Here is a 26,586-nt window from a genome sequence, read left to right as displayed (position 1 = left end):
TCTAAAAAATACAAAGTTATGAATGGGGAAAAGTACATAAAAGCAAAGCAGAGAATCTGGGCAAAAAGTGAAGGACATAAACTTACAGGAGGTACCAAACCAAAAAAAGGAGAAAAGAATTATGTAGATGATATAGCCTTAAACATTTTTAATCAAAAACTATCAAGCGAAACGCTACAGGATTTCAAGAAAGGTGATGGTAATGAAACTAAAGATACTAATACTAGATTGGCTAAAATGAAAGCGCTGCATTCGTCTTCGGCATTACCTGTAAATGTATTTCAATATTGGCAAGAAAAAGATGTAAGCCCTATACTTTTTGCCTGTAAGTTAATTAATAGAAGACCTTTTAATTCAAATACCTTGCCCAATGCTGTACGATTTGAACAAAAGTTTGAAATAAGTAAAGACAAAAAACTATTTCCAAAAACACCTAATTTGGATGTTGTCATTGAAAATGATGGAAAGGTATTCGCCATAGAATCAAAATTTACAGAGCCTTATAAAAAGAAGCAAAAAGGATTAAGTGAGAGATATATGTCTGATAAATCATTTTGGAAAGGTATTCCTCATTTGGAAGAATTGGCAAATACAATTTCACCCGATAACGTTAAATTTAAATACCTAGATGTAGCACAATTAGTAAAACACATATTGGGTTTAAAGAATACACCGAAGAGAAAGAGCGGTTTTACACTTTTATATCTCTGGTATGATGTGATTGGAAAAGATGGCGCAGCACACAGAAAGGAAATACAGCAATTTGCGGAGATAGCTAAAAAGGATAACATAATATTTAGGCATATAAGCTATCAAGAAGTTATAGTTAATTTATCTAATAACTTTTATGAAGGGAATGTGGCATATGTTGATTATTTAACGAATAGGTATTTGTAAAGTAATATGAAAGAGTTTATAAGTGGTTTAATAAATTGTGTGTTAATAAGAAAATAAATGAGTCAACTATTATACAGTATTGAAGAAGTCTTTTCTAACAAAGAATATCTAAAACAACAAGAAAAGAATTTTTATAATATTCCATTATATCAACGTGGCTATAAATGGGAGCCTAAACATGTAACTAAGCTATTAGTAGATATTGATAATTTTCAAGTTTCAGATGCTAAGTTTTATTGTTTACAAAACATTACAATTGTACCTAAAGACAACTACTTTAATATTGTAGATGGTCAACAACGTTTAACAACTCTTACCATAATACTTGCTTATTTACAGGAAGAGGAATTGGTATATAACAAAGTTCGGTTTCCCGAAAACTCTATTAGAAAAGAAACTAATCGTTTTTTAAATGAAATAATAACGAAGCAAGATGTTAGTTTTCCAGAAGAAGATTGGGATGTATTTATTGATGAGAATAAAGATTATGACCATCAAGACATCTATCATATTTTTCAGGTCTATAAAACTATTGATAAATGGTTTGAAGAAAAAGAGAGTCAGCTTTCCTTCTCGAAAGAAAACTACAGAAATAAATTATTAAAGCACGTAAAATTTATTATCAATAAAATAGATGATAAAACATCTAGTGAAGAGAAGATTTTTGGAAACCTAAACTCAAAACGTATTCCTTTAGATGGTGCAGATTTAGTAAGAGCGGTTTTAATTACACGTGTAGCTAAAGAAGAAGGTAAAAGAGAAGCCGATATTAAGAATATAGTACGTGTAAACGAGAGACGTGTTAAAATTGGTTGGCAACTAGACCAAATTAATAATTGGTGGAGTAAAGAAAATGTAAGACATTATTTTTCAAAATTTGTTTCTGTTTCTTCAGAAAGAATTGGTACTATTAAGTTATTTGATGATAATAAATATCCAATTAACATATTGTATTTATTATTCGCTGAAAAAAAGGGTGAAGAGGTTTTAACCTTAGAGCTTATTGAAAAGAACAATAATGATGCATTGGGCTTGTACAAAGAAATAATAAAGTTAAACAGCACATTGCAAGATTGGTTTCAGGATAAAGAAATTTACCATTATTTAGGTTTTTTATTTAATCAAAAACTAAAAAGAGATTTTAATTATTCAACGGTTTGGCAATTATGGGAAGATTGTAATACTAGAGATTTATTTAAAGAGGAGTTGATAAAGGAAATGAAGTCTTCCTTAATGACAGATGATGAACTTATTAGTTTTGTAGATACAAGTATTAATTGGTATAAGAAAGAACCAAGAAAGTTAGTAAGTGCTTTAATACTAATGGACATTATCCATTCTATAAAAAACAACCAACCATTCCTACCTTATAGTTCATTTAATAAAGCAACAAACGATATTGAGCATATTTTCCCTCAAAACCCTGAAAATATTAAGGATAAAAAAGCTTACATAGTATTTTTAAATACATATGTAGTTGCGAAAGATAGTCAATTCGATGTTTCAGAATTTGATTTAAATAAAGATGATGATGAGTACCTAGATACAGTTGATGATTTTATTGAAACTCAAATTGAAGCTATAAATATAGATTCAATAGGGAATTTAGTTTTACTTTATAATTCTTTAAACAGAAGTATTAGTAACAATCCTTATGCTAAAAAAAGAGCTAGAATAATAGAATATTTTAATAAGGGCAATTTTATTCAGCCACATACTTTTCAAGTTTTTGTCAGGTATTTTAATGATGACTCTAATGATGTAAAAGATTTTGAACATTGGACAAACAATGACATAGAAGCTAATGCAAAAAGAATAGATACTGAGATTAATAACTTTTTTAAAACAGATAGCGATGAGTAAAAATAAATCTATGGAAGAAGTATCTGTTGAGCAATTAATTTCTAATTATAATTTAGTTGTACCAGAAATACAACGAGAATATGTTTGGGGTTTAAATACACATGGTATATTAGAAACTTTTATTTCAGACATAAAAGAAGGGTATAAATCACATAAAAAAGACCAAAATAAATCCAATAAAGAATTAGAAGTTTTAAACAAATTATTTCTTCAAGCAGACAACCTAGCTAAAGATTCAATAAAGAAAATGATTTTAGAGTTAGGTGTAAATGAAAACCCTATCAATATTGGGTTTTTGTATTCTTATCGTCCAGATTATTATGTATACAATGATAGAAATGAAGATGTTTATTTAATTGATGGTCAACAACGTTTCACAACACTATTCTTTATGCTTTTCTATTTAGCCATTAAAGAAAATAGAAAAGAGGATTTTATAGAATTGTTTAGGTTTAATAAAGAATTAGAGAAAATAGCATTTGATTATCGAGTAAGAACCTTAACACATAACTTCTTTATCGATTTAATTAGTAATTCTCATTCTGTAGAAGATTTAAATCAAATACAATCTAAAAATTGGTTTTTATCTAATTACAAAAACGATATAACTGTTAACTCTATTGTAGGTAATATTAAAAGTAACTCTTTAACAGGAACCTTACCAATACTTGACTACCATTTTAATGATGATGTAAACAAGTATTTCGATTATGTGAAAACACAGATAAAATTTTGGCATTTCAAGACAGAAGAAACATCGCAAGGAGAAGAACTGTATATTACAATGAACTCTAGAGGACAGCAATTAGCCGATAATGAAAATGTTAGAGCAAGGTTGTTTGAAGAGGAAACTATAAGAGCTAATCAATTAGAATGGAGTGAAAAATGGGAAAATTGGCAAGATTTTTTCTGGAAACATAGAAACAAAAAGGATATTAATGCTTCAGCAGATAACGGTTTTAATGAGTTATTAAGATGGGTTTGTGTCATTGAAATGTTTGATAACAATATTCGTTTGGAAGACGAAGAAGGTTACAGCACGGATTTAAAAAAACTAATAAAAGGTGATAGTAGTTTAAAGCTACCTATTAAATATTTAGGTATTCAAAAAATTGAACACTTAATGTCTGCTGTTAAGTATTTGTTTGAAACTTTGCCTAATAATTTAGAAAAGATAAAGGAAGGTTATTCACTATACAAAAACTTCAATTTGATTAGTGAATATTGGTTGTCTTCAAAAGAAAAAGGATTAACGCAAATAGAATTATTTAGATTATTACCTATTTTAAAATATGTATCAATAAGATTACAAGATGGTAAGACAATTGATGATTTACAGTTATTTAGACTTATTAGATTTTTCTATAATTTAAGACAAGATGATACAGTTGGTAAAACACCAGACGTTCAACTGTTAAATGCTCTTGACTTAGTTTCAATAATGGGTATTGATAATGATGATATTACCTCAATAGTTGAATTAAAAGGAGTTTCAAAATCTTTATTAAATAAGGAAGAATCAAAAAAGCTAAACTATTTAAAAAGTGTTGATGATAGAACAAAACTTGAAACGTGGTTTTGGATTTCGGAAGACCATACAGAAGCAAAAGGTAAAATTTCTCACATTATAGAATTGGGAGAAAGGGCTTGTGCAGAATTTGATTTAAAATTTGATTCTGAGTTATATTTAAAAGTTCTAAAAGCATATCGTCAGCTTATTCTCAATGATGCTAAAATTTGGGGCAACTTTTTGAATACAAAACTGTATAATGTGAATAATGATAGAATTCAATATGCATATAGTTTATATAGAAATGAAGACTATCTTGATTGTGCTTATGAGCGTTATTTAAATCCAGTTGATACTATAGAAGTTTTCTTTGAAAAGAAACAAAAACAATTCATCAAAGAATACGCTAACGAAAAAGAAATGTTTGAAGAAGAAAGTTATAAAAAACAATTATATATCTACTATATTCTAAACACTCAGATAAAAGGAGAATGGGTTTGGGATGGAAATTGGAATTTTGGAGCTTTTAATTACGAAATGGATAGTAGTTATAAAAGTTTATTTAAAAATAACAACGAAAATATTATTTTCCAAAAGTATAATCAACAATGGAGATATAGTTATGGGTATAATCCGCAAAACGGTATTTATACTCAACATAATTATGACGAACAATACAACTATTTTCAAGAATTAATTAATTGGGCAAATAAATAGAATATGCATAGCCAAACCAACGAACAAGCTTTAGAAGCAGCCATAGAAAAAACTTTAACAGGAACTTGTTTAGAGGATATTAAAAAACAAGGAACATCTGTAGATGTAGTAAACGAAAATGCAGAAATATATAGAACAGGCAAAGGCTATTATATTGGTCAACCTGCTAACTTTAACGCACAGTTCGCCATAGATGAGCAATTTTTTTGGGACTTTTTAGAAAGCACACAAAAAGAAGAATTAGAAAAGCTACAAAAGCAAAGCGACTGGAAATTGAAAATTCTAAACCGTTATGAGCGTTTGGTTAAAAAGTATGGTATTCTGTATCTGCTTAAAAAAGGCTTACAAGTAGATGATGCGCATTTTACCTTGTTTTACCAATTACCATTGGCTAGTAGTAGTCAACAAGTTAAAGACAACTTTGCTAAAAACCGTTTTAGTGAGACCAGACAATTGCGCTATAGTAGAGACAACCCAAGAGAAGAAATAGACATGGTTTTGTTTATTAATGGTTTGCCAATTGTTACAATGGAATTAAAAAACCATTGGACAGGACAAAATGCCAGAGTGCATGGACAACACCAATATAAAACCCAACGCGATACCAAACAACCTTTATTACAATTTGCACGTTGTGTAGTTCATTTTGCTGTAGACACCGATGAAGCCTATATGACTACGAAATTAGATGGTATAAACACGTTTTTCTTACCATTTAATAAAGGAAATAATCACGGTAAAGGAAATCCTACATTGCCTGATGGTGCAACAGGACATAGAACCAATTATTTATGGAATGAAGTATTTACAAGAGAAAGTTTAGCAAATATCATTCAGCACTTTGTACGTTTAGATGGTAAAAAGAAAGACCCTATACAAACAAAAACATTGTTCTTTCCAAGATACCACCAAATGGACGTGGTACGAAAAATAATAGAAGATGCTAGTAAAAAAGGTGTAGGGCAAACCTATTTAATTCAGCATTCTGCAGGTTCAGGTAAATCGAATTCTATTACTTGGGCAGCGTATCAATTGATTGAAACCTATCCAGAAAACAGCAATGTACCAGGAATAAAAGATGTAGAAAGACCATTATTTGATTCTGTGATTGTAGTTACAGACAGACGTTTGTTAGACAAGCAAATTCGTGATAATATTGCCAGTTTTTCTGAAGTAAAAAACATTATTGCACCCGCATATTCATCCAAAGAACTAAGAGATAGTTTAGAGCAAGGCAAGAAAATAATTATTACAACGATTCAGAAATTTCCATTTATTATAGATGGCATTGCAGATTTAAGCGAAAAGCGTTTTGCGGTTATTATTGACGAAGCGCATTCTAGCCAAAGTGGTTCGGCTCATGATAACATGAACAGAGCCATGGGGCAACAATTTAATGAAGAAGAAGCTGCCGATGCGCAAGATAAAATTGTACAAGCCATGCAATCCCGTAAAATGCGAGGGAACGCAAGTTATTTAGCATTTACAGCAACACCAAAACCAATTACTTTAGAAAAGTTTGGGGTAAAACAAGAAGATGGTAGTTTTATACCTTTTCATTTATACTCTATGAAGCAAGCTATTGAGGAAGGTTTCATATTAGATGTCTTAGCAAATTACACTACGTTAAAAAGTTATTACGAAATAGAAAAATCTATTGAAGATAACCCCTTGTTTGATGCAGCAAAAGCACAGAAGAAATTGCGTGCGTATGTAGAACAACATCAACAGACTATTAATACCAAAGCAGAAATAATACTCGATCATTTTATTCCGAAAATAGTCAATCAGAAAAAACTAAAAGGAAAAGCAAAAGCTATGGTAGTAACACAAAGTATCGAATCTGCAATTCGTTACTACAAAGCTTTACAAAGTGTTTTAAAGGACAAAGGACATCCGTTTAAAATTGCAATTGCCTTTTCTGGAACAAAAACGGTAGATGGTATTGAATATTCCGAAGCAGAAATGAATGGTTTTGCAGAAAAAGACACACGCATTAAATTTGATGAAGACGAGTATAGAATCTTAGTAGTAGCTAATAAATACCTTACAGGATTTGATCAACCTAAGTTATGCGCCATGTATGTAGATAAAAAACTACAAGGTGTTTTAGCAGTACAAGCATTATCTCGTTTAAATAGAGCAGCCACAAAACTAGGAAAGAAAACAGAAGATGTTTTTGTATTGGACTTTTTTAATCCTTCTGCAGATATTAAAACTTCTTTTGATCCTTTTTATACCGCAACTTCATTAAGTGAAGCAACAGATGTAAACGTATTGCATGAATTAAAAGATGTATTGGATGATGTAGGCGTTTATGAATGGAGCGAAGTAGAAAACTTTAACGAGTTATTTTTTAATAAAGCAGACGCACAAGTATTGAGTCCGATTATTGAAAGAGCAGCAGAACGTTTTGTAAACGAACTCGAATTAGAAGATGAAGATAAAGCCGATTTTAAAATAAAAGCCAAACAGTTTGTAAAAATCTACGGACAAATGGCTTCTATTTTACCTTTCGAAATATTGAATTGGGAAAAATTGTACTGGTTTTTAAAGTTTTTAATTCCGAAATTACCAATAGTAGACCCAGCTATTGATGCCCTTGATGAATTGTTAAGTTCTATTGATTTATCTACCTATGGTTTAGAGCGAGTACGTTTAAATGAAACCATAGAATTAGACGCTTCTGAAACAGCAGTAGATCCGCAAAACCCAACACCTAGAGGTGCTTACGGTAGTGATGAAGAACAAGATCCTTTAGATTTAATTATACAGAGTTTTAATGAGCGTTGGTTTCAGGGTTGGGATGCAACACCCGATGACCAACGCGTAAAGTTTATTAGTTTAACAAAATCGATACAAGCACACCCAGATTTTGAGTCTAAATATTTAAATAATACAGATGAACAAAACAAAAGCATAGCGTTTGAAAAAATAATGAATGACGTTATGGCGCAGCAACGTAAACAAGAACTCGATTTATATAGATTGTACGCAAAAGATGATGCCTTTAAAATAGCACTTTTTGATACGATGAAGAGAATGGCTAGTGTTGGAAAGTGATTTCTAATGTTATAATAGCAGAATGATTACCCACCAATTACAAAAGAAGAGGTTTTTAAAGAGATTTTTGAGCAGGCTGAAAACTTTAAAAAAAACATAACAAATAACGGAATTAAGATGTCCTTAGAGCATGTTACTTATTATATAAAAAATCAACCAAATCCCCTCCATTTTCTAATTCAATACTTTCCAATAAATTACTACATTCAATTTTATATCCTTGTTTATTTAAAAGGAGTGATGTTTTTTGCCAATTGTGATACTCAGTTTTATCAGGGTAAGCAATAATTTTATATTCTTTAATTGGTTGTAACATATTTTCTTTAAAACCAGATTTACTACCAGTAGCTAGCCATAAAAAATTGGTTATCAGAATACTCATTATTATTGCAGTTTTTTCAGATTCTACAATACAAATTGTATCACTTTTAGAAATAGTGTTTATAAGGTGTTGCCCAAATAAACATTGTTGTAATACAAAGTTTTTTAATTTAAGTTGTTTGTGCATCCAACTAACATGATTAAAAGGTTTTTTTACTCTTTTTCCTGTTTTACAATCGTATTGCATTATTTTACCACCTCGTATTACGTTTTTTGTGTCCATTTGCCAAAATATGGTTGCGCCATGCCAGTAGTTTGTTGTACCAATGTGATACAAATTTATTGCTTGTGATACAGCTTTAGGTTCAAAATGTTTAAACAAATAGCTTATAAAGTTACTTTGTTGTTTTGTATTACAATATTCTTGCAATACTTTTCTATTGTGATACGAAGGTTGTATTACTTCAGTGATACAGTTATTAATATTTGTAATACAATTTGATGTAGGCTTTTTAAAATATCCACATTTACTTTCTCTATCGCATCTACCATCATTATTATTTAAGTATTGTTGTGTTTCATTGTCAATAAATTTCACAAATGTTTTCTTATTGCAATTTGGACATATAAATTTCTTACTAGATGTATCTAAACTGTATTTGTAATTATGCTTCATTTTTTTTGAATTCGTACCATTCGTACCTATTTATTGGTACGAATGGTACGATTATATTTTTTTGTTTTTCCGAATGTGATTTTCTAATAGGTAACGTAAGCCATCTTCTTTGGTGAAGTCTGGTAACTCATATTTCTTTTTCTTTTTCAGTTTTATTTCACTTTTCTTTATATCGCTTCTGAGCATATCGGATAGCTTGATAAACTCTTCTTTTGAAAGAGCCTTTGCTATTGTGTATATGTCTGAAGCAACCATCTATCTTAGATATTTAGTTTTTTTCTTCTTTTTCTGATAGCCCCTTCAGTTAAGCTTAACATTTCACCTATATGAACATTGGTTTTTCCTTCAGAAACTAAAAATTTTATCTGCTCGTCTCTTTCCTCTAAATTCAATGAACCAGAAGTTTGTAAATGTGCTTTTTCAGAATCAAAATCTTCAAAATGAAATTCTAGAAAATTAGTTTCTTTATCAAGACTGCAAACAATAACATTCTCTGAGTGATATAAATGTTCTGTATTACGTTGCTTAATTTGTTTGATATATCTAAACGATGCTTCTTGAGAACTACTACCAATAGCAAAACAACTATCACAAAAATTCATTAGCATTTTACTTCCTGCTAAATCATTTTTACTAATGGGTTTAGAGTCATCTCTTTTAGGGGTATGAGCTAATACAAGTATTGAAACATTATTTGTGTTAGATATTTTTTTAAGAGTTTTCATTAATACCAAAGCATCTTTTGCTTTTTCATTTTCGCTGCTTAAAAAAGTAAGATTATCCACAATCAAAACAGATACTTTTGTCTTGGTAATAATATCTGACAAGGTTGCGCAAAGATATTCTTCAATATTCTTGTACTCTTTAGGTAACTCTAATTCGGTATGAAATTCTGCACGAAGAAAATTTTTATTAAATTGATAATGGTTTTCATATTCTTCAGAACACCTATTTTCAAATTGTTTATCAGATAATTCAAAGTCTAAATAGAGAACTCTTTTAGGAGGGCTTTCAAGTTTGAACCCAGGTATTGCTTTTCCTTTACTAATACTGTCTGCTATTTGCACAGCTAAAATAGATTTACCTAAATTAGTATCTGCAAATAAAATACAAAGCTCACTTTCATACCATAGCTCACTAAAAAGCATGTTGGGTATGGGTCTGTTTTTAGCTTCCTCTACCCAGGTATTTGCTTCTTTGATAATTAAACAACCATATTCAAAACCCTTATTTTTAAGTTTTTTTTGATTGTTTTCTATATCCTTCGTTATTAAATTAACTTTATCTCTTATCATAAAGTTAATTTTAAAGATTGTCAGAATCTATTGGTGGAATAGGAAGAATGAATTCTCCAATAGTTTTTGATGGGTCATAGCTAATGCTATTTATACTATTTAAATAATCTGTTATGATTTCTCTAGTAATAACAGATATTTTCACACCTTTTTCATCTGCTAGAATTTGAAGGTGTTCTTTCTGGTCTTGATCAATTCTAAAATTAATTGTTGTAATCATTTTTACTTTTTGTTTTAAATATTTTTAAAATAAATACTTGTTAAAAAGTAAGGTGATTTTACATCAAAGGATAACTACCTAATTAACAAGAATTAACTAGGTGCAATTACGTGATACAATGAAGATTTTAAAAGGGCAAAAAAAGGGTCATTTTGGAGTATATAGGGTCTTTTAGGGTCAGAATTAAGTTTTTAGGGTCATGCCTAAAAAAAGAGGGCTATTTTATAAATTCTAACCATTCATTTTGAATAGTTCTCATTCTTATTTGGTGCTTATCATTACTAGAGTCATTAACTTTTAGTCTTTTAAGTTTCAAGTCGAAATAATCTAATAAGATTTCCCTAAAATCTTTTTCTTTCGGTATTTTTAAATTGACTTTCTCCAATTTGAAGAAAAAGTACAGACTAACAATATATGAGGGTTTTCTATTTTCTTCAATAGTTAGTTTTTCTTCAATGAATTGGAGTTGTTTTAAAGATTGAAATTGATCATTGTATTCTTTAAAAATTATTTTAGCTTTAGTTTTAGGGATAAAAATATCATCCTCTTCAAATTTGAATTTTTTATTTAATTCTATTAAAATTTTTAGATTATTTTCAAACTCAAAGATTTCTTTAATCATTGAATTGTTTTCAAATAGATCTCTGTTATAATAGTTGTCATCACCTGCTAAATAAGGAATAATTAGTTCTGATTTATTTTCAAGACTTAAAAATAAACAATCTTTATATCTTTTTAATGATTCAAACTTTGTTGCTGGTATTATATTTCTAACTTCATCCAATTTTAGTTTAAAGCCTGGGTTAATAGGAATTTGATTATAATAAACTTCAAAATAAGATAAGGCAATTTTTTTACATTTAGAGTCTTTTAAGCCAAAGGTGTCTTCGTGTAATTTTAAATTAAACATTATATGTTTTCCAAGTCCTGCTTTGTAATGAGTTAAAAGAAAGCTATAAAATTCATTTATTACTTCATTAGAATAAATTTGACTATCATAGACTTTAGTTCTACGACTTTTAGAGTAATGTTCCCCTAAAACATCTGTTTTTTCAAATTCACCTGTGTATAAAATATTTGTAAATTCTCCGCAAATTTTATTTTCTACTAGGTATTCAATTATAAGTTCTTGATTATTTGTTTTGTATAATTGGTCTGGTATAATTTTATAATATTTACTTTGCATTACTTTAATAATTTTGAATAATCTTCAGGTAATACAGCATCAATATCCCTAAGGTATAATTCTAGTGCATCCATTGTTGCATGACCTGTAATTAATTTTAATTTACTTTTCACTTCAAAAGGAGTTGCTGTTTTAGCCATTTCTTTATACAACTTCGTTATAAAGGTATGTCTAAAACTGTATAAACCATAATCTTTACCTAAACCAAAATGGTCTTTTACTTTTTTAAACTGTTTGGTAAAATAATCTCTTTTATTGTTTTCTTTTGATTCCCATTCGCCTCCAATTTCATTGGGAGTAAATAAAAAATCGTTTTTATTTAATTTAGATAGATCTGGTAATTGCTTAATTAATATATCAGGAATGATTTTAATTTTTACAGGCTTGTTTTTGGCTCTCACATAAATCTTTTTATCTATTAAATCGATGTCTCCAATTTTTAGTCGACAAACTTCAACAGGTCTAAGAAAATTATAAGATATAAATTGAACAAAAAGATATAATACTGCATCATGTTTTTCTAAATATTTAAAAATATCTTTCTGCTCAGTTGTAGTATAGGTTTTATTTCTTTCTGGTACAGATTTTAAAACATTAATTTTCTTAACAAAATTATTTTCAATGATTTCATTGTCTTCAAGAGTTTGAAACAATGAGCTGATGTCAATCCGTGTATTATTTCTATTTCTAGGACTTGTAGCTTGTAATACAGTGTTTAAATATTGTATTACAAGTTTCTTATTTATAATTGAAATGTCTTCTTTAAGGTCATGGCCTTCTTTATTGAGCCATTTTTTAAATCGTTCAATTCTATTTTTAAAATTTTGATAAGAAATTCCACTTAGAACTTTAGATTTGGTGTCTAATGCTAGGTCAAAAGAGGTATTAATAGGGTGGAGGATTGGTGTTTTCTGTACAGTCTTTTTTTCAAGATGCAATGGAGTTTCCTCTTGTGTTGGTGTATTCTTGATTTCGCTTTTTTCAGGAGAAAGAAGATTTTCGATAAATTCAGCTAAAGAACTATTGTCTTCATAAGGATTGAAGCCTTTTGATAAAACATATTCTAAACTTTCTTTTAATTGAGTTAATATGTGTATCCTACTTCTTTTATCTTTATAAAGATTGACTCCTGCTTTTATATTGGTCTGCCTTTTTAGTTTTCCTGTAATTGGATCTCTAAATGAATAATAGACATACCAATTTTTGGATAATGCTTCTTTTTTATCTTTTTTTGAGAGTTTAGACCAAGCTCCAATATCAACTCCTCCAGTGAATATTTTTGGCTCTGAATAATTCAATTTCATAGTGCAATCGTGTACTTTATCGTGTACTCTTTGTAAAAGTAAGAAAAATGTAGACATAAAAAAAACGAATTGTGAGACACAATTCGTTGATTTAATTAACTTTAAGCTTGTAGCGAGAACGGGATTTGAACCCGTGACCTCAGGGTTATGAATCCTGCGCTCTAACCAACTGAGCTACCTCGCCGTGGTTTTGAGGCTGCAAAGATAGTAGAGTTTTATTAACTGGCAATAATTATTTAAAATTTTTTTTAAAAAGAATTAATAACTATATTGTGAGCCTAAGAAAAATAATAATGGATAAAATAAAATTCGAACTAGAAATATCAATTCACGCATCTCCACACATGTTATATCAATACATCTCATCACCATCTAATTTACAAGAATGGTTTGCAGATAAAGTGAATTCTAGAGGGAAAGAGTATAGTTTTACCTGGGAAGGAGAAGAAGAAATTGCAGAATTGATCACTAAAAAAACAGATGATAGAATTCGTTTTAAATGGTTAGAGAGCGAAGGAGATGATAGCTACTTTGAAATTAAAATTCAAGTAGATGCATTAACTAAAGACGTCTCTCTAGTTATTACAGATTTTGCTGATGACGAAGATGATGTTGAAGAAGCAAAACAATTATGGGAAAATCAAATAGATGAATTAAGACATACCATTGGGGCTTAAAAATATTTTTTATTATTATAAAACTCAGCATTATTGTTGAGTTTTTTTATGCTTAAATATTTTAAATACATTAATTTTGCAGGGCTAAAAAAAATCTTATTTATGATCAATTTTAATGGACAATTATTAAAATCAGAAGATGTAAAATTGTCTTCAGAAAATAGAGCTTTTAAATATGGTGACGCCATTTTTGAAACCGTAAAAGTAATGCATAAAAAAGTTGTTTTTTGGGAAGATCATTATTTTAGATTAATGGCTTCTATGAGAATGTTACGCATGAAAATTCCATTAGAATTTACCTTAGAATTTTTAGAGCAAGAAATTTTAAAAACCGTTGCTACTCTTGATGATGCAAATACGTGCAGAGTTCGTTTAAACATTTTTAGAAAAGATGGTGGTCTTTATACACCTAAAACAAATAAAATCGATTACACCATAGAGGCTAGTGAGAGTTCTTATCAAACTAAAGAAAAGTATTCATTAGATGTATATAAAGATTTTTACAACTTTTCTGGACTTTTGTCTACCATAAAAACCAATAACAGAATGCTAAACACATTGGCGAGTATTTTTGCTGATGAAAATGATGTAGACAACTGTATTTTATTAAATGAAAAAAAGGGAGTAGTAGAAGTAACCAACGGAAACATTTTTATAGTTAAAGGAAATGTTATAAAAACACCTGCTTTAACAGAAGGATGTATTAAGGGGATTACTCGTAATAAGGTGATTGAAATTATATCTAAAAACAAAGATTTTACGTTAGAAGAGACTTCAATATCTCCTTTCGAAATTCAAAAAGCTGATGAAGTATTTATAACAAATGCAATTATTGGGGTACAACCAGTTACAAGTTATAAGAAAAAAACGTTTATAACAGAGCTTGGGTCTAAAATAGCAGGTAATTTAAAAGTATTGCAAATTACGGGTGTTTAATTTAAATTAAAATCGCTAGGCGCATTTGCCCAAAGTTTGTAATTGCCACCTTTTTTTAATAGTTTGTTTTTCCAAAGGCTTTCATCATCCATAGAGAAAATATTTTCAGAATCATTTTCTTCTACAAACCAAGAATTTTGATTCATTTCTTCTTCTAGTTGTTCTTTTTCCCAGCCAGAATAGCCTAAGAAAAAACGAATGTCAGAAGTGTTTAGAGCTGCATTGTTTAATAAATCTTTTAAACATTCAAAACTGCCACCCCAAAAAATGCCATTTGCAACTTCAATACTATCTGGGAGTAGCTGTGGAATTTTATGTACAAAATATAAATTATCTTGTTCTACAGGTCCGCCTTGATAAACAGGAAAATTACAATCTATTTCTGGTAATAAATCGTTAATCGTATAATTTAAGGGTCTGTTTAAAATAAAACCAACAGAGTTGTTACAAGTGTGTTCTGTGAGTAAAACAATGGTTCTATTAAATGAGCTATCATTTAAAATAGCGGGTTCTGCAATTAATAATTTACCTTTATTTAGTTTCAAATTATCGATTTTAAATAATTATGTTAAATATAACAAAATTATTCATAAAAAAAAACTCCCTTAAAAAAGAGAGTTTTTAAATATACTTTAAAACAATAGGTTTTAGTTTACAGCATCGCTTAAACCAGCTCCTGCTTTAAATTTTGCTACGTTTTTAGCTGCAATTTCGATTGTTTTTCCTGTTTGAGGATTTCTACCAGTTCTAGCAGCTCTGTTAGATACAGAGAATGTTCCAAATCCTACTAAAGCAACTTTATCTCCACCTTTTAAGGCAGCTGTTACGTTATCTGTAAAAGATTCTAATGCCGCTTTAGCTGCTACTTTAGAAATTCCTGCATCAGCAGCCATTGCATCGATTAAATCTGACTTGTTCATAATAAATAAATTTTTTAAATTAATTGAATATTTTTTCGCTTAAAAGCTTAACAAATATAGATGGATTAAGGGTTTACGCAAATTTGAGTGCTAAAAATGTACCTTTTTGTTAATAAATATGTCTAAATTGTTAATAAAGCTAGTTGTAAAACACAAAAATCTATAAAAACCTTATTGATAAAGGCTTTAGAAGACATTGGCTTCTGATAAAAATGTATAGCCATTTAATAAACTTTTTGCATCCATTTTTTTCTTTCCAGATAGTTTTATTTCATTAATTATAATGAAACCGCCATTAACAGCCACTTTCAATTCTTTTTTAGTGGCTATAATTTTACCGATCGCAAAGTTATGCGGTGTTTCTTCTTCTGATTTTTGAATTGCATAAATTTTGGTTGCTATTTCTTCTTCTCCATTTTTTATAATAGTCCAAGCTGCCGGAAAAGGGTTTAAGCCTCTAATTTTATTGTAAATATTATCTAAAGAGTCGGTCCAATCTATTCTACAATTTTCTGGATTTAATTTAGAAGCAGATTTTTCTTCTAAATCGGGTTGTTTTGTTGTCGTTACTTTTTCAGTAGCTATTAAGTCTATTGTTTTTGCAACTAAATTGGCGCCTAAAAACATAAGCTTGTCATGAAGTGTACCAACGGTTTCTGTATCTAAAACAGGTATTTCTTCTTGTAAGATAATTTCTCCGGTATCAATTTTATCATCAATAAAAAAGGTAGTAACGCCTGTTTTGGTTTCTCCGTTAATAATGGCCCAATGTATGGGTGCTGCTCCTCTATACTCAGGTAATAAAGAAGCGTGTAGATTAAAAGTACCATATTTTGGCATTTGCCAAACAACTTTAGGTAACATTCTAAAAGCCACTACAATTTGTAAATCTGCTTTTAACTCTTTTAAAGTGGTTAAAAAGTCTTCGTTTTTTAAATTGGTAGGTTGTAAAATTGGCAAATTTACCGAAGTTGCATATTTTTTTACGGCAGATTCATTTAACTTACGTCCTCTTCCTGCGGGTTTATCTGCTGCTGTAATAACACCAACAACATTATAGTTTTTTTCTACCAAATGCTTTAAAATGGTAACAGCAAAATCTGGAGTTCCCATAAAAACAATACGCGTGTCTTTCATAATTAGTTGTTTAATTGGTATTTGTTTTGATGATTTATTGTAATTACATCATCTGTTAGTAATTGTCGCAAATGTATTAAAATGTCTTTTTCATTCGCTATTAAAGCTCCACTAATTTCTAAGGAGGATAAAGCTTGTTGCTTTTGTAAAAGTTGAATTATTTCTGAAGATAAATTTTTAGAGGGCTTTCTGTTATTAGAAATACAAACATCACAAATACCACATTTTTCTGTTTTTATTTCATCAAAATAACCTAAAACCTGAATACTTCTACAAATGGTATTGTTATTTACAAAGGCAATTAAATCATCTGCTTTTTTCTTTTTTTGATGTATAAATTGCTTTATTTCTCTAGAAAATCGATTGATGGTATAATCGTCTTCTCTTGGAAGTAAAAAAGTAAGTTCAGCTTCATTTTTTACAGGTTTGTATTCAATAATAGCATCATTTTGTAAACGTTCTAAATTAGATAAAACAAGGCTCGTTGTAAGGCTCGTTTTTTTTGCGATAAAAAATTCGTCAATCTTAACTTCTTGCTCAAACAAACCCGCATAAGTTCTTAAAATTGAATTGGTAAATTTTTTGATAATAGGATTTTGATCTAAGTAGTTTAAAACAGTTTTACTAGGTACAATAAATAATAACGTAGATTTCTTATTGTACTCATTGCTAATTTCTATAACTCCGTTATTTGCTAATGTTTTAAGAGCGGTATCTACCTTTAAAACCGAAAATTTATATTTTTTACAGAATGCTAAAAGATTAAAAGAAAAAGTTTCTTCGCTTATTTCTCCTAAAGCAATTCTAAAATATTGATATAATTTTCTGTGAATTTCTTTAATTTCAGTAATGCTTAATAATGTTTTTTCTAATCGATCTTTAAATAATAAGATATCACTTTTATTAAATAACAAAACGGCAAACGATTTTGTACTATTTCTACCAGCTCTACCTGTTTCTTGCACGTAATTCTCTATGCTAGAAGGTAAATCTAAATGGATAACCAAACCAACGTTTGCTTTATCAATTCCCATTCCGAAGGCATTTGTAGCCACCATAATAGGTGTTTTTTCTGTCATCCAATTGTTAAAAGAAATATTTTTTTCTATGGATGATAATCCGCCGTGATAAAAAGAACTTTTAAAATTATTAGCATTTAGAAAAGCCGCAATTTGTTCTGTCTTTTTTCTTGAATTGACATAAACAATTGCGGGTGTTTTTGTTTTGGTAAATATTTGAAGTAAACGCTGTAATTTATCTTCAACCGTAAATATTTGATACGCTAAATTTTTTCTAAAAAAGGATTTTTTAAAAACAATATGTTCTTTTAAAGTTAGGTTTGTAGCAATATCATTAAGTACTTTTTTATTGGCTGTTGCGGTTAAAGCAATAAAAGGCACCTCTGGTTTTAGTTCTCTTAAAATTTTAATATTTCTGTAAGAGGGTCTAAAGTCGTGGCCCCATTCAGAAATACAATGTGCTTCATCAATAGCAATTAAATTAATATTTAATTCTTTTATTTTTTGTTGAATAAAAAATGATTGTAATCTTTCGGGAGAAATATATAAGAATTTAATGCCTCCAAATTTTATGTTATCAAATAACATAATAATTTCATCTTGTGTAGCACCAGATTTAATGCTTGTTGCTTTAATTCCTTTTTCGGTTAAGTTTTCTACTTGATCTTGCATTAAGGCTATTAATGGAGAAATTACCAAACAAACACCTTCTTTTGCCATTGCAGGTACTTGAAAACAGATAGATTTACCGCCACCTGTTGGTAACAATGCAATGACATCTTTTTGAGCTAGAGTAGCAGTAATTATTTCTTCTTGCTGTGATCTAAATGTAGAATACCCCCAATATTCTTTTAATATTTCTTTAGGCGGAATCATAAATCGCAAGCAAGCGAATTAATTACAAAATCGGTTCTTTCTTTTAAAGTACCAAAGGGAATGTTGATAATGGTGTAGCCTAAATCTGTATAAGATTTCATTAAAAAACGATCAATTTCCATGGTTTCTTCAAAAGACTCATAACGTTCATTATCTGTTGTATGAATGTCTTCCCAAGGGGAAAAATGAAAAATTTTGGTATATTTATAAAGATTACTTTTTTCGAAAAAAGTAGCTGGATATGCTGTTTTAAAGTAATCCATATAGGCATGAACATCAGGGATTCCTCTATCAAAAAAAACAAGTTCTTCATTATTTTTACTAGCTGTTAAGTATTGTTTTTCTCTACCTTCTAAAAGCATTTTACTAAACAATAGCGGTTCTGTTAAAAACAATTGATCGATTCCTTTTTTTTGAGCTTCTAAAGTAACTTCTCTAGATATTTCTGGCATACAAAAATACCCTCTCTTTATTAACTCATTTATTACTGAAGTTTTCCCTGTTCCTGGTCCACCGATTAAGACTATTTTTTGCTGCATTTCACAAAAATAAATGATTCCCTTTATAAAACTAATTTTTAATGTAATTTTGTGTCTTGTTATTTGTAATTAATTTATATTTAAGAAAGCGTTTTTATGAGTGATAAAAAAGAGTTTTATGCAAAGTTAAAGGTTCAATTAGATGATACTACTACCTTTCCGGCAGATTATATGTATAAGTTTATTGTACCTACAGATGGTAATCAGGTGCAAGAAGTAGAAGATTTATTTAATAATACTGGCGCTGTTATAAATACAAAAAAATCTAAGACAGGAAAATATGTGAGTGTTTCTATCGTATTAAATATAGAAAGTTCAGATAAAGTAATTTCTTATTATTTAAAAGCAGAAAGCATTAAAGGGATTATATCATTATAATTAAGTACGTTATGAAAAAAATAGTTTTATTATTTGTATTAAGTTTATCAATAGCTGCCTTTGCTCAGAAAAAAGATAAAACATTACTCACAATAGATGGAGAAAAAACAACCGTTTCTGAATTTAAAAGGGTCTATGAAAAAAATTTAGATGCTATAGATAATGAAGAAGCAAAAAGCATCAACAAAAATTTAGATTTGTATATAAATTACAAACTAAAAGTTAAAGAGGCGTATGCTATTAAATTAGACACGTTGCCTTCTTATAAAAGGGAAATGGAGACTTATAAAAATCAACTTTCTGCGCCTTATTTACAAGACACTACCTTTATAGATCAATTGGTTAAAGATGCTTACTTTAGAACCAAATATCAAGTTAAAGCAAAACATATTTTAATGCGATTACCAAGAGAAGCCTCACCAAGTGATACTTTAGTAGTCTATAATAAGATTTTAAAATTAAGAGAAAGAATTTTAAATGGCGAAAAATTTGAAACATTGGCAGCTCAGTATTCAGAAGATAGATCTGCCAAAGATGATCCAGAAACAGGTAGAAAAGGGAATGGTGGTAATTTAGGCTATTTCTCTGGTTTTAGTATGGTGTATCCTTTTGAAGTTGCTGCATATACAACAAAAGTTGGTGAAATTTCGATGCCTTTTAAAACCCAATTTGGGTATCATATTGTACAAGTTGATGATGTAAAGGAGTCTAAAGGAGAAATAGAAGCGGCACATATTTTACTAAGAGATACCACCTTGGTAGGTAAAGCAAAGATAGATAGTATCTATACAAAATTAAAAAATAATGAAAAATTTGAAGATTTAGCCAAACAGTATTCGGAAGATCCAGGATCTAAAAACAATGGCGGTAGCTTGGGTAAATTTGCTTCTGGTAGAATGGTAAAACCGTTTGATGATGCTGCATTTGGGTTAGAAAATGTAAATGATTATTCTAAGCCTTTTAAAACTCGTTTTGGTTGGCATATTGTTAAACTAACAAAAAAACATCCTATTAAATCTTTTGATGAAATGAAAAAAGATTTAAAATCTAAAGTAAAAACTAGCTCTAGAATGGAGTTGTCTGAAAAAGCTGTTGTAAATAAATTAAAAAAAGAATATACAATTACAGAATTTGAAGATGCTAAAAAAATTCTAGATAAAAAGAACTTAAGAGGTTTACCTAAAGATTCTTTACAAGGTACACTTCTTGCAATAAACGATAAAAATATTACTCAAGAAGATTTTATAAAATATATTAGAAACAGAAGACAGTTTCCTGTTTATAAGTTATTTGAAATGTTTAAAGAGAAACAAATATTAGAATATTATAAAGAAGATTTGGTAAATAGAGAGCCAGAATATGCCTATACTTTAAAAGAATATGAAGATGGTTTGTTGCTTTTTGAATTAATGCAAGAAAAAATTTGGAATCAATCTTCTAAAGATACTTTAGGTTTGCAAGAATATTTTAAAATAAATACAGCTAACTATAAAACAACAGATTTAAAAAGTATAAAAGGTCAGGTTATTAACGATTATCAAAACTTTTTAGAAAAAAACTGGATTGCAGATTTAAGAAAGAAGAGTAAAATTAAAGTAGATAAAAAACAGTTAAAAAAATTAATTAAATTCTACGAAAATAAATAATGAAGTATATAGCTATCTTGTTTTCTGTTATTCTTTTTATTTCTTGCGATTTTTTTAAAATGCAAGAGAAAGAGAATAGTACTTCAGAGATTGTAGCTATTGTAAATACAGAAAAACTTTTTAGAAAAGATTTAGTAAATATTTTACCCAAAAATATTAATAAATTAGATAGCGTAATTTTAGTAAAAAGCTACATTCAAGATTGGGCAATTAAAAAACTTTTACTAGAAAAAGCTAAGAATAATAGTTCTTTAGAAACCGTAACGCAAATAGATAATTTAGTAAAAGATTATAAAGAAAGTCTTTTAATAAATAACTATAAAGAAGAATTGGTAAAACAACAATTAGATACTGTTATTTCTGATGAAGAATTAACCAACTATTATTTGTTAAATAAAGAGAATTTTAAATTAAATGAAGAATTAGTTAAAATAAAATATCTGTATGTAGATAAAAACATAAAAGATAAAAAAGAAATTATAAAACTCTTTAAATCGGATAGTATTAATGATTTAGAGAAGTTAGAAAAACAAGAATTAAGTTTTAAATTTCATCAATTTAACGATTCCATTTGGACTCAATTAGATAACATTTTGTTAAAACTTCCTTTTTCAAAGGAAAAACTGTTAAAAAAAACAAAATTCATCGAAAAACAAGATTCAATAGGTTTATATTTGGTGGCTATAAAAGACGTTTTAGAGCGTAATTCTATTGCGCCATTAAGTTATATTACACCAACAATAGAACAAATGATTTTACATAAACGTAAAATTGAATTATTAAGAGAGATAGAAAAAATAATAGTAAAAGATGCAACACAGAAAAACAATTTCAAAATATATTAAAGTATTAACTTTTGCCTTTTTCTTAGGTTTTTTAGGGTTGCAAACTTCTGCACAAAAAGTAAAAATAGATGGAGTAGCAGTTGTTATTGGTAAAAACATTGTGCTAGAATCTGATATAGCTAAATTTAAGCAAGAAGTAGAGTTAAGAAGTGAAGGGAAAGTAACCATCACAGATTGTGAAATGCTAGAAGAATTAATGCAGCAAAAATTATTAGCGCATCATGCAATTGTAGATAGTGTTACCGTTTCTGATGCAGAAGTTTCTACGAGAGTAGATAGAAGTATACAGTACTTTACACAACAGTATGGTAACGTAGAAAAAGTAATTAAGGCGTATGGTTTTAATGATTTAGATGATTTAAAAAAGGAATTAACTACCGTTCAAACAGAAAATATTTTAATAGAAAAAGAGCAGCAAAAAATTACTGAAAAAATAGATGTTACTCCAGAAGAGGTGCGTTTGTATTTTAATGGATTAAAAGAAAAAGGAGAGTTGCCTCAGTTTCCTGCGGAAATAGAATTGGCGCAAATAGTTATCAAAGCAATACCTACTAAAGAAGAAACAGATAGAGTTATTGCTAAATTAAATGCATTAAAAAAAGAAATTGAAGAAGGGTCTAATTTTAGAATGAAAGCAATTATTAACTCAGATGATCCTGGAGTTACAAGTAATGGTGGTGAGTATACTGTAACTAAAGAGTCTAGTTTTATTAAAGAATTTAAAGAAATGGCTTTTACTTTAGATGTTGGTCAGGTTTCTAAACCTTTTAAGTCTGAATTTGGGTATCATATTATGCAATTACATGCCATAAAAGGAAATACAAGAGTTGCTTCTCACATATTAATGCAGCCAAAAGTACCAGATGAGAAGATGAATGAGATTAAGGAAAAGGCAGAAAATATTATTAAAGAAATTAGAGCAGGTGACTTAACTTTTGCAGAAGCGGTTAAGAAATACTCTAATGACGATGAAACGAAGAATAATGGAGGTCTTATTATTAATCCATCTACAGGAGAATCTAAATTTGATTTAACAAGAATGGATCCTGCATTTTATGCTAGAGTAAGTGATCTTAAAAAAGGAGAAATGACAGAACCATTTTATGATGAAGAAAGATCTGGAGATAAAATGTTTAAGTTTATTTTAATGAAAGATAGAACAGATACGCATGTTGCCGATCTTGTAGAAGATTACGTTAAAGTACAACAATTAGCACTTCAAAAAAAGAAAGAAGAAACCATTACTAAATGGTCTAAAGAAAAAATAAAGGATACGTACATTAACATAGGGCCTACTCATAGCAATTGTACTTTTGAAAAAAACTGGAAAAAAGAAGTAAATAAATAATGTCTGACGTTAAAGCAGTAACTGATTTAGTAGCTAAATTTAAAAACATAAAAGCAGAAATTGCAAAAGTAATTATTGGTCAGCATGAAGCTGTAGATTTTACTTTGTTATCTGTTTTTTGTGGCGGACACTCATTATTAGTTGGTGTGCCAGGTTTGGCAAAAACGTTGTTGGTTAATACAGTTTCTGATGCATTAGGTTTAAACTTTAAAAGAATACAATTTACACCCGATTTAATGCCTTCTGATATTTTAGGAAGTGAAATTTTAGATGAAAACAGACACTTTAAATTTATTAAAGGGCCTATTTTTTCTAATATTATTCTTGCTGATGAAATTAATAGAACGCCTCCTAAAACGCAAGCAGCATTATTAGAAGCTATGCAAGAGCGTTCTGTAACGGTTTCTGGGAATCATTACAAGTTAGATTTGCCTTTTTTTGTATTGGCAACACAGAACCCAATTGAGCAAGAAGGAACTTATCCTTTGCCAGAAGCACAATTAGATCGTTTTATGTTTTCAATTTATTTAGAATATCCTTCTTTTAAAGAAGAGGTAGAGGTTGTAAAAAGTACAACAGGAAATAAAAAAGAAACGATAAACCCTTTATTTTCTGCGCAAGAAATTGTTGAAATTCAAAAACTAATACGTAAAATACCTGTTGCGGATAATGTTATAGAATATGCGGTTCGTTTAGTAGGTAAAACAAGACCTAAATCTAAAGAAGCTACAGAGTTAGTAAAATCTTATTTAGATTGGGGAGCAGGTCCAAGAGCTTCTCAAAATTTAATTTTGGCAGCAAAAGCACATGCAGCAATTAATGGTAAATTTTCTCCCGATATAGAAAATGTAAAAGCCGTTGCGGTTCCTATTTTGTCACATAGAATTGTAAAGAATTACAAAGCAGAAGCAGAAGGAGTTACCGTTTCTGATATTATAAAATCACTACTGTAACTGTTTTTTATTTCTTTGGATAAAAAAAAACGCTCTAAAAGTCAAAATATTGTCTCTTTAAAGCGTCTTCTTTTTTTATACTAAAATGCTATTGTTTATTCGTTTTCAAAAAAGCTAAATACATTTCCACCATAACGTTTGTCGTAACTATGGTTTTTGTGTTTAGATAAATCGGTATGTTTAGAATGCTCTACAATTAACACACCTTCTTCTTTAAGTAGGTTTCTTGTAAAAACCAAATCTACTATTTTTAAAAATTGTTCCTCATCAAAATCATAAGGAGGATCTGCAAAAATAACATCTGCTTGTAGCGAGGTTTTTTCTAAAAATTTATAAACATCACTTTTAAAGGTGTTTATAGGTAAATCTAATGTTTTTGATGTTTCGTTGATGTATTTTATACAACCAAAATGTGCATCAATTGCATAAATATCTTTTGTACCTCTAGAAGCAAATTCATAGCTAATGTTTCCTGTACCAGAAAAAAGATCGATAACCGAAATACCATCAAAGTAGTACGTGTTGTTTAAGATGTTAAACAACGATTCTTTTGCCATATCTGTTGTAGGACGAACAGGTAAGTTTTTAGGCGCTGATAAACGTCTGCTTTTGTGTTTTCCAGAAATTATTCTCATGAACTTAAAAGGATGTAATTAGAATGTTTAGATACATCTAATTGATTAAAAATTTTATTATTGCTTTCTAGAAAAGATACATTTCTAATATATTGATAGGTTATTTTATAAATTTCAGATGTTTTTTCAATATTACCAATAAAAGAAAGTGGTGTTTTTTCTACATCTAATTTTAATTGTTCAAAAGTAAATAAGATGTAATAGATAAAATCTTCTTTTGTATCAAAATAAAAAGAATTCGAAAACTCTAATTGTTTGTTTTGAAGTACAACGATATCAAAATTATTTTTAGAGACATTTATAAATACTTTTTTTTCATCACTATTATTTTTTAAAATTAATTTTTCAATTAAAATAGTTAAATGATGCTTGTATTCGAACTCTCCAAAATTTTGAAATAAATAATTATTAATATTTACATAAGGCACATATACATTTTTAGCATTGCAGTTTTCGATATCATCAAAAGCAATAAAATCTGTAGCTAATGTTTTAATATTAAAATTAAGGTATTCAGAGAGTTTATCTTCAGAAAAATAAGGTGTAGGTACAAGTGTAAATAAATTGTTTTGATGTACCACTAAAACAGAAGAAAAGTCTTTTTGTAGGTGTGTATCTGTTTTAAAGATCTCTTCTATTTTTTTTAAAAGATTTTCTGGAGTTACTTGTTTTTCATTAAATACGTATTCAGAAAAATAGATGGTTTCTTTTGTTGTAGTATTTGTGATACAAAAAGAAAATCCATCCAAATTAAATTGGATGGATAACTTTGTATCTTTTGAGTGTTCTAATGTAATTGTACTATTCGTTTTTATCACCGTCTTTGTCATAAAAAGGAGGCCAGTTACCACCTGTAGAAACTTCGTCTAAAGAACCAACAGAAACAAATTCACCTTTAATTTGATCTGTAGCTAATTGTTCTAATTCTTGTTTTAGAAGAGATTCATCCATTCCTTTTAAAATATCTGTTTTATGAGATTTTACATAAAAAGTTGGTACAACCATACCAGGTACTTTTTCTACAGTTCCTACCTCAACTTCAAACTCTTTACCTTCTACACCAGGAATTTTAAACATTTCTTTGTAGTTTTTACCTTTAAAATACTTAGAAACAGGTTCGTAGCCAATAGTATCTGTTTGTCTTTTTTCAACATCAATAATAATACCACCACCTCTGTTTTCTTTTTCTACAATAGTTTTAGTTTCTGTTAAAGCTAATTTTGCAGTATCAATAAATTGAATTAAAGCTGCTTTGTCTTTTGTATACTTTCCGGTAACTTCAAAATGCTTTACTTCTGCATCTCTAATTATTTTTAAGTTTTGAATAACTTTACTGTATTTGATAACTTTATTTTTGTTAAAAATAATCGGTTCCATAATACCGTAATATATTTTATAAACCAAGAATACTGTTAAACCTAAAAGTAAAATAGATGCAATCCATCTTAATTTTAACGGTAAAAATTTAACTATAACAATAGCTAGTAATACTGCAACTATAACAGCTGCCAAAATCATTCCAAGTAATCCCATTTTACGTATATTTATTTTAATAGTCTTAAGGCAAATTTACACTTTTTTTTTTATGATAAAAACTTTTATTTACAAATCAATGTATCTTTGTG

25 protein-coding genes and 1 tRNA gene are annotated in these 26,586 nt (G+C 28.9%); 11 read left to right on the top strand and 15 right to left on the bottom strand.

The features are described 5' to 3' along the window. Positions 1–18: 18 nt before the first annotated feature. From WG951_RS05900 to WG951_RS05885, 4 genes are read left to right on the top strand one after another with little or no spacing between them, the layout of a single operon-like run. Entirely contained in the window at positions 19–897 is an 879-nt protein-coding gene (locus tag WG951_RS05900; RefSeq protein ID WP_105049259.1) for a PGN_0703 family putative restriction endonuclease, read from the top strand. Between the two features lie 57 nt (positions 898–954). Then, positions 955–2,760, top strand: a complete 1,806-nt coding sequence (locus WG951_RS05895) for a DUF262 domain-containing protein (protein WP_105049258.1) — start codon at positions 955–957, stop codon at positions 2,758–2,760. Beyond that, the gene (locus tag WG951_RS05890; protein WP_105049257.1) at positions 2,753–4,987 is read left to right on the top strand and encodes a DUF262 domain-containing protein; all 2,235 of its coding nucleotides are present in this window, start codon (positions 2,753–2,755) and stop codon (positions 4,985–4,987) included. The genes WG951_RS05895 and WG951_RS05890 overlap by 8 nt, the downstream gene beginning before the upstream one ends. Before the next feature lie 3 nt (positions 4,988–4,990). Further along, positions 4,991–8,050, top strand: coding sequence for a type I restriction endonuclease subunit R (locus WG951_RS05885; protein WP_105049256.1), 3,060 nt, complete (start codon positions 4,991–4,993; stop codon positions 8,048–8,050). Positions 8,051–8,183: 133 nt separating this feature from the next. On the opposite strand, the gene WG951_RS05880 is transcribed toward WG951_RS05885, so the two are convergent. The 7 genes from WG951_RS05880 to WG951_RS05850 all read right to left on the bottom strand — a co-directional run bounded on the left by WG951_RS05880 (position 8,184) and on the right by WG951_RS05850 (position 13,236). Then, positions 8,184–9,047 (bottom strand): DUF6371 domain-containing protein, encoded by an 864-nt coding sequence (locus WG951_RS05880; protein WP_105049255.1) that lies wholly within the window; start codon positions 9,045–9,047, stop codon positions 8,184–8,186. Positions 9,048–9,098: 51 nt separating this feature from the next. Next, complete coding sequence (locus tag WG951_RS05875; protein WP_105049254.1) at positions 9,099–9,302, bottom strand: hypothetical protein; 204 nt, start codon at positions 9,300–9,302, stop codon at positions 9,099–9,101. Positions 9,303–9,307: 5 nt separating this feature from the next. Then, positions 9,308–10,342: an AAA family ATPase gene (locus WG951_RS05870; RefSeq protein WP_105049253.1), complete on the bottom strand. Its 1,035-nt coding sequence runs from the start codon at positions 10,340–10,342 to the stop codon at positions 9,308–9,310. Between the two features lie 10 nt (positions 10,343–10,352). Next, positions 10,353–10,562, bottom strand: a complete 210-nt coding sequence (locus WG951_RS05865) for a hypothetical protein (protein WP_105049252.1) — start codon at positions 10,560–10,562, stop codon at positions 10,353–10,355. 217 nt (positions 10,563–10,779) lie between these two features. Then, positions 10,780–11,748 carry a hypothetical protein gene (locus WG951_RS05860; RefSeq protein ID WP_105049251.1) on the bottom strand — a complete coding sequence of 323 codons (969 nt, stop codon included), beginning with the start codon at positions 11,746–11,748 and terminating at the stop codon, positions 10,780–10,782. Beyond that, a complete protein-coding gene (locus WG951_RS05855) occupies positions 11,748–13,052 on the bottom strand; it encodes a tyrosine-type recombinase/integrase (protein WP_170062899.1) in 1,305 nt (434 codons plus the stop codon). Before WG951_RS05855 ends, WG951_RS05860 begins: the two co-directional genes overlap by 1 nt. Before the next feature lie 110 nt (positions 13,053–13,162). Then, positions 13,163–13,236, bottom strand: a tRNA-Met gene (locus WG951_RS05850). A 109-nt stretch (positions 13,237–13,345) separates the two neighbouring features. Between WG951_RS05850 and WG951_RS05845 the strand changes: the two genes are divergently transcribed. Together WG951_RS05845 and WG951_RS05840 are read left to right on the top strand one after the other, a co-directional pair. Next, entirely contained in the window at positions 13,346–13,729 is a 384-nt protein-coding gene (locus WG951_RS05845; RefSeq protein ID WP_105049249.1) for an START-like domain-containing protein, read from the top strand. A gap of 102 nt (positions 13,730–13,831) precedes the next feature. Then, on the top strand, positions 13,832–14,665 hold the full coding sequence (locus tag WG951_RS05840; protein WP_105049248.1) for an aminotransferase class IV: 834 nt from the start codon (positions 13,832–13,834) through the stop codon (positions 14,663–14,665). Here WG951_RS05840 and WG951_RS05835 read toward each other — a convergent pair. The 5 genes from WG951_RS05835 to WG951_RS05815 form a co-directional block, all read right to left on the bottom strand. After that, complete coding sequence (locus WG951_RS05835; RefSeq protein ID WP_105049247.1) at positions 14,662–15,219, bottom strand: YqgE/AlgH family protein; 558 nt, start codon at positions 15,217–15,219, stop codon at positions 14,662–14,664. The genes WG951_RS05840 and WG951_RS05835 overlap by 4 nt on opposite strands. A gap of 93 nt (positions 15,220–15,312) precedes the next feature. Beyond that, a complete protein-coding gene (locus tag WG951_RS05830; RefSeq protein WP_105049246.1) occupies positions 15,313–15,585 on the bottom strand; it encodes an HU family DNA-binding protein in 273 nt (90 codons plus the stop codon). A gap of 186 nt (positions 15,586–15,771) precedes the next feature. Continuing rightward, positions 15,772–16,722: a methionyl-tRNA formyltransferase gene (gene fmt, locus WG951_RS05825; RefSeq protein WP_211296717.1), complete on the bottom strand. Its 951-nt coding sequence runs from the start codon at positions 16,720–16,722 to the stop codon at positions 15,772–15,774. A gap of 2 nt (positions 16,723–16,724) precedes the next feature. Further along, the gene (locus WG951_RS05820) at positions 16,725–18,617 is read right to left on the bottom strand and encodes a RecQ family ATP-dependent DNA helicase (RefSeq protein WP_105049245.1); all 1,893 of its coding nucleotides are present in this window, start codon (positions 18,615–18,617) and stop codon (positions 16,725–16,727) included. Continuing rightward, positions 18,614–19,156, bottom strand: a complete 543-nt coding sequence (locus tag WG951_RS05815) for an AAA family ATPase (RefSeq protein ID WP_105049244.1) — start codon at positions 19,154–19,156, stop codon at positions 18,614–18,616. Before WG951_RS05815 ends, WG951_RS05820 begins: the two co-directional genes overlap by 4 nt. A gap of 96 nt (positions 19,157–19,252) precedes the next feature. Between WG951_RS05815 and WG951_RS05810 the strand changes: the two genes are divergently transcribed. Genes WG951_RS05810 through WG951_RS05790 form a run of 5 tightly spaced genes read left to right on the top strand, consistent with a single transcriptional unit; the run spans position 19,253 to position 24,326 of the window. Next, on the top strand, positions 19,253–19,534 hold the full coding sequence (locus tag WG951_RS05810) for a DUF493 family protein (protein ID WP_105049243.1): 282 nt from the start codon (positions 19,253–19,255) through the stop codon (positions 19,532–19,534). Positions 19,535–19,545: 11 nt separating this feature from the next. Continuing rightward, on the top strand, positions 19,546–21,180 hold the full coding sequence (locus tag WG951_RS05805; RefSeq protein WP_105049242.1) for a peptidylprolyl isomerase: 1,635 nt from the start codon (positions 19,546–19,548) through the stop codon (positions 21,178–21,180). Continuing rightward, entirely contained in the window at positions 21,180–22,025 is an 846-nt protein-coding gene (locus WG951_RS05800; RefSeq protein WP_105049241.1) for a hypothetical protein, read from the top strand. The genes WG951_RS05805 and WG951_RS05800 overlap by 1 nt, the downstream gene beginning before the upstream one ends. After that, positions 21,991–23,373 (top strand): peptidylprolyl isomerase, encoded by a 1,383-nt coding sequence (locus tag WG951_RS05795; protein ID WP_105049240.1) that lies wholly within the window; start codon positions 21,991–21,993, stop codon positions 23,371–23,373. Before WG951_RS05800 ends, WG951_RS05795 begins: the two co-directional genes overlap by 35 nt. Further along, entirely contained in the window at positions 23,373–24,326 is a 954-nt protein-coding gene (locus WG951_RS05790) for an AAA family ATPase (protein WP_105049239.1), read from the top strand. Before WG951_RS05795 ends, WG951_RS05790 begins: the two co-directional genes overlap by 1 nt. A 95-nt stretch (positions 24,327–24,421) precedes the next feature. Here WG951_RS05790 and WG951_RS05785 read toward each other — a convergent pair whose 3' ends face one another. From WG951_RS05785 to WG951_RS05775, 3 genes are read right to left on the bottom strand one after another with little or no spacing between them, the layout of a single operon-like run. Then, positions 24,422–24,961 carry an RsmD family RNA methyltransferase gene (locus WG951_RS05785; RefSeq protein ID WP_105049238.1) on the bottom strand — a complete coding sequence of 180 codons (540 nt, stop codon included), beginning with the start codon at positions 24,959–24,961 and terminating at the stop codon, positions 24,422–24,424. After that, the gene (locus WG951_RS05780) at positions 24,958–25,791 is read right to left on the bottom strand and encodes a DUF3822 family protein (RefSeq protein ID WP_211296716.1); all 834 of its coding nucleotides are present in this window, start codon (positions 25,789–25,791) and stop codon (positions 24,958–24,960) included. Before WG951_RS05780 ends, WG951_RS05785 begins: the two co-directional genes overlap by 4 nt. Then, entirely contained in the window at positions 25,763–26,494 is a 732-nt protein-coding gene (locus WG951_RS05775; RefSeq protein WP_105049236.1) for a hypothetical protein, read from the bottom strand. Before WG951_RS05775 ends, WG951_RS05780 begins: the two co-directional genes overlap by 29 nt. Positions 26,495–26,586 lie beyond the last annotated feature (92 nt).

It is taken from the genome of Polaribacter butkevichii, from assembly GCF_038024105.1.
Lineage (GTDB): Bacteria > Bacteroidota > Bacteroidia > Flavobacteriales > Flavobacteriaceae > Polaribacter > Polaribacter butkevichii.
This window is presented reverse-complemented; position numbering and strand designations above follow the sequence as displayed.

Bases quoted from the DNA above. Each gene is read 5' to 3' on its own strand.
- WG951_RS05785 (WP_105049238.1), bottom strand. From the start codon at position 24,961: ATGAGAATAATTTCTGGAAAACACAAAAGCAGACGTTTATCAGCGCCT.
- WG951_RS05780 (WP_211296716.1), bottom strand. From the start codon at position 25,791: ATGACAAAGACGGTGATAAAAACGAATAGTACAATTACATTAGAACAC.
- WG951_RS05875 (WP_105049254.1), bottom strand. From the start codon at position 9,302: ATGGTTGCTTCAGACATATACACAATAGCAAAGGCTCTTTCAAAAGAA.
- WG951_RS05790 (WP_105049239.1), top strand. From the start codon at position 23,373: ATGTCTGACGTTAAAGCAGTAACTGATTTAGTAGCTAAATTTAAAAAC.
- WG951_RS05885 (WP_105049256.1), top strand. From the start codon at position 4,991: ATGCATAGCCAAACCAACGAACAAGCTTTAGAAGCAGCCATAGAAAAA.
- WG951_RS05895 (WP_105049258.1), top strand. From the start codon at position 955: ATGAGTCAACTATTATACAGTATTGAAGAAGTCTTTTCTAACAAAGAA.
- WG951_RS05900 (WP_105049259.1), top strand. From the start codon at position 19: ATGAATGGGGAAAAGTACATAAAAGCAAAGCAGAGAATCTGGGCAAAA.
- WG951_RS05880 (WP_105049255.1), bottom strand. From the start codon at position 9,047: ATGAAGCATAATTACAAATACAGTTTAGATACATCTAGTAAGAAATTT.
- WG951_RS05890 (WP_105049257.1), top strand. From the start codon at position 2,753: ATGAGTAAAAATAAATCTATGGAAGAAGTATCTGTTGAGCAATTAATT.
- WG951_RS05795 (WP_105049240.1), top strand. From the start codon at position 21,991: ATGCAACACAGAAAAACAATTTCAAAATATATTAAAGTATTAACTTTT.
- WG951_RS05855 (WP_170062899.1), bottom strand. From the start codon at position 13,052: ATGAAATTGAATTATTCAGAGCCAAAAATATTCACTGGAGGAGTTGAT.
- WG951_RS05865 (WP_105049252.1), bottom strand. From the start codon at position 10,562: ATGATTACAACAATTAATTTTAGAATTGATCAAGACCAGAAAGAACAC.
- WG951_RS05830 (WP_105049246.1), bottom strand. From the start codon at position 15,585: ATGAACAAGTCAGATTTAATCGATGCAATGGCTGCTGATGCAGGAATT.
- fmt (WP_211296717.1), bottom strand. From the start codon at position 16,722: ATGAAAGACACGCGTATTGTTTTTATGGGAACTCCAGATTTTGCTGTT.
- WG951_RS05840 (WP_105049248.1), top strand. From the start codon at position 13,832: ATGATCAATTTTAATGGACAATTATTAAAATCAGAAGATGTAAAATTG.
- WG951_RS05800 (WP_105049241.1), top strand. From the start codon at position 21,180: ATGAAGTATATAGCTATCTTGTTTTCTGTTATTCTTTTTATTTCTTGC.
- WG951_RS05845 (WP_105049249.1), top strand. From the start codon at position 13,346: ATGGATAAAATAAAATTCGAACTAGAAATATCAATTCACGCATCTCCA.
- WG951_RS05775 (WP_105049236.1), bottom strand. From the start codon at position 26,494: ATGGGATTACTTGGAATGATTTTGGCAGCTGTTATAGTTGCAGTATTA.
- WG951_RS05805 (WP_105049242.1), top strand. From the start codon at position 19,546: ATGAAAAAAATAGTTTTATTATTTGTATTAAGTTTATCAATAGCTGCC.
- WG951_RS05870 (WP_105049253.1), bottom strand. From the start codon at position 10,342: ATGATAAGAGATAAAGTTAATTTAATAACGAAGGATATAGAAAACAAT.
- WG951_RS05815 (WP_105049244.1), bottom strand. From the start codon at position 19,156: ATGCAGCAAAAAATAGTCTTAATCGGTGGACCAGGAACAGGGAAAACT.
- WG951_RS05820 (WP_105049245.1), bottom strand. From the start codon at position 18,617: ATGATTCCGCCTAAAGAAATATTAAAAGAATATTGGGGGTATTCTACA.
- WG951_RS05810 (WP_105049243.1), top strand. From the start codon at position 19,253: ATGAGTGATAAAAAAGAGTTTTATGCAAAGTTAAAGGTTCAATTAGAT.
- WG951_RS05860 (WP_105049251.1), bottom strand. From the start codon at position 11,748: ATGCAAAGTAAATATTATAAAATTATACCAGACCAATTATACAAAACA.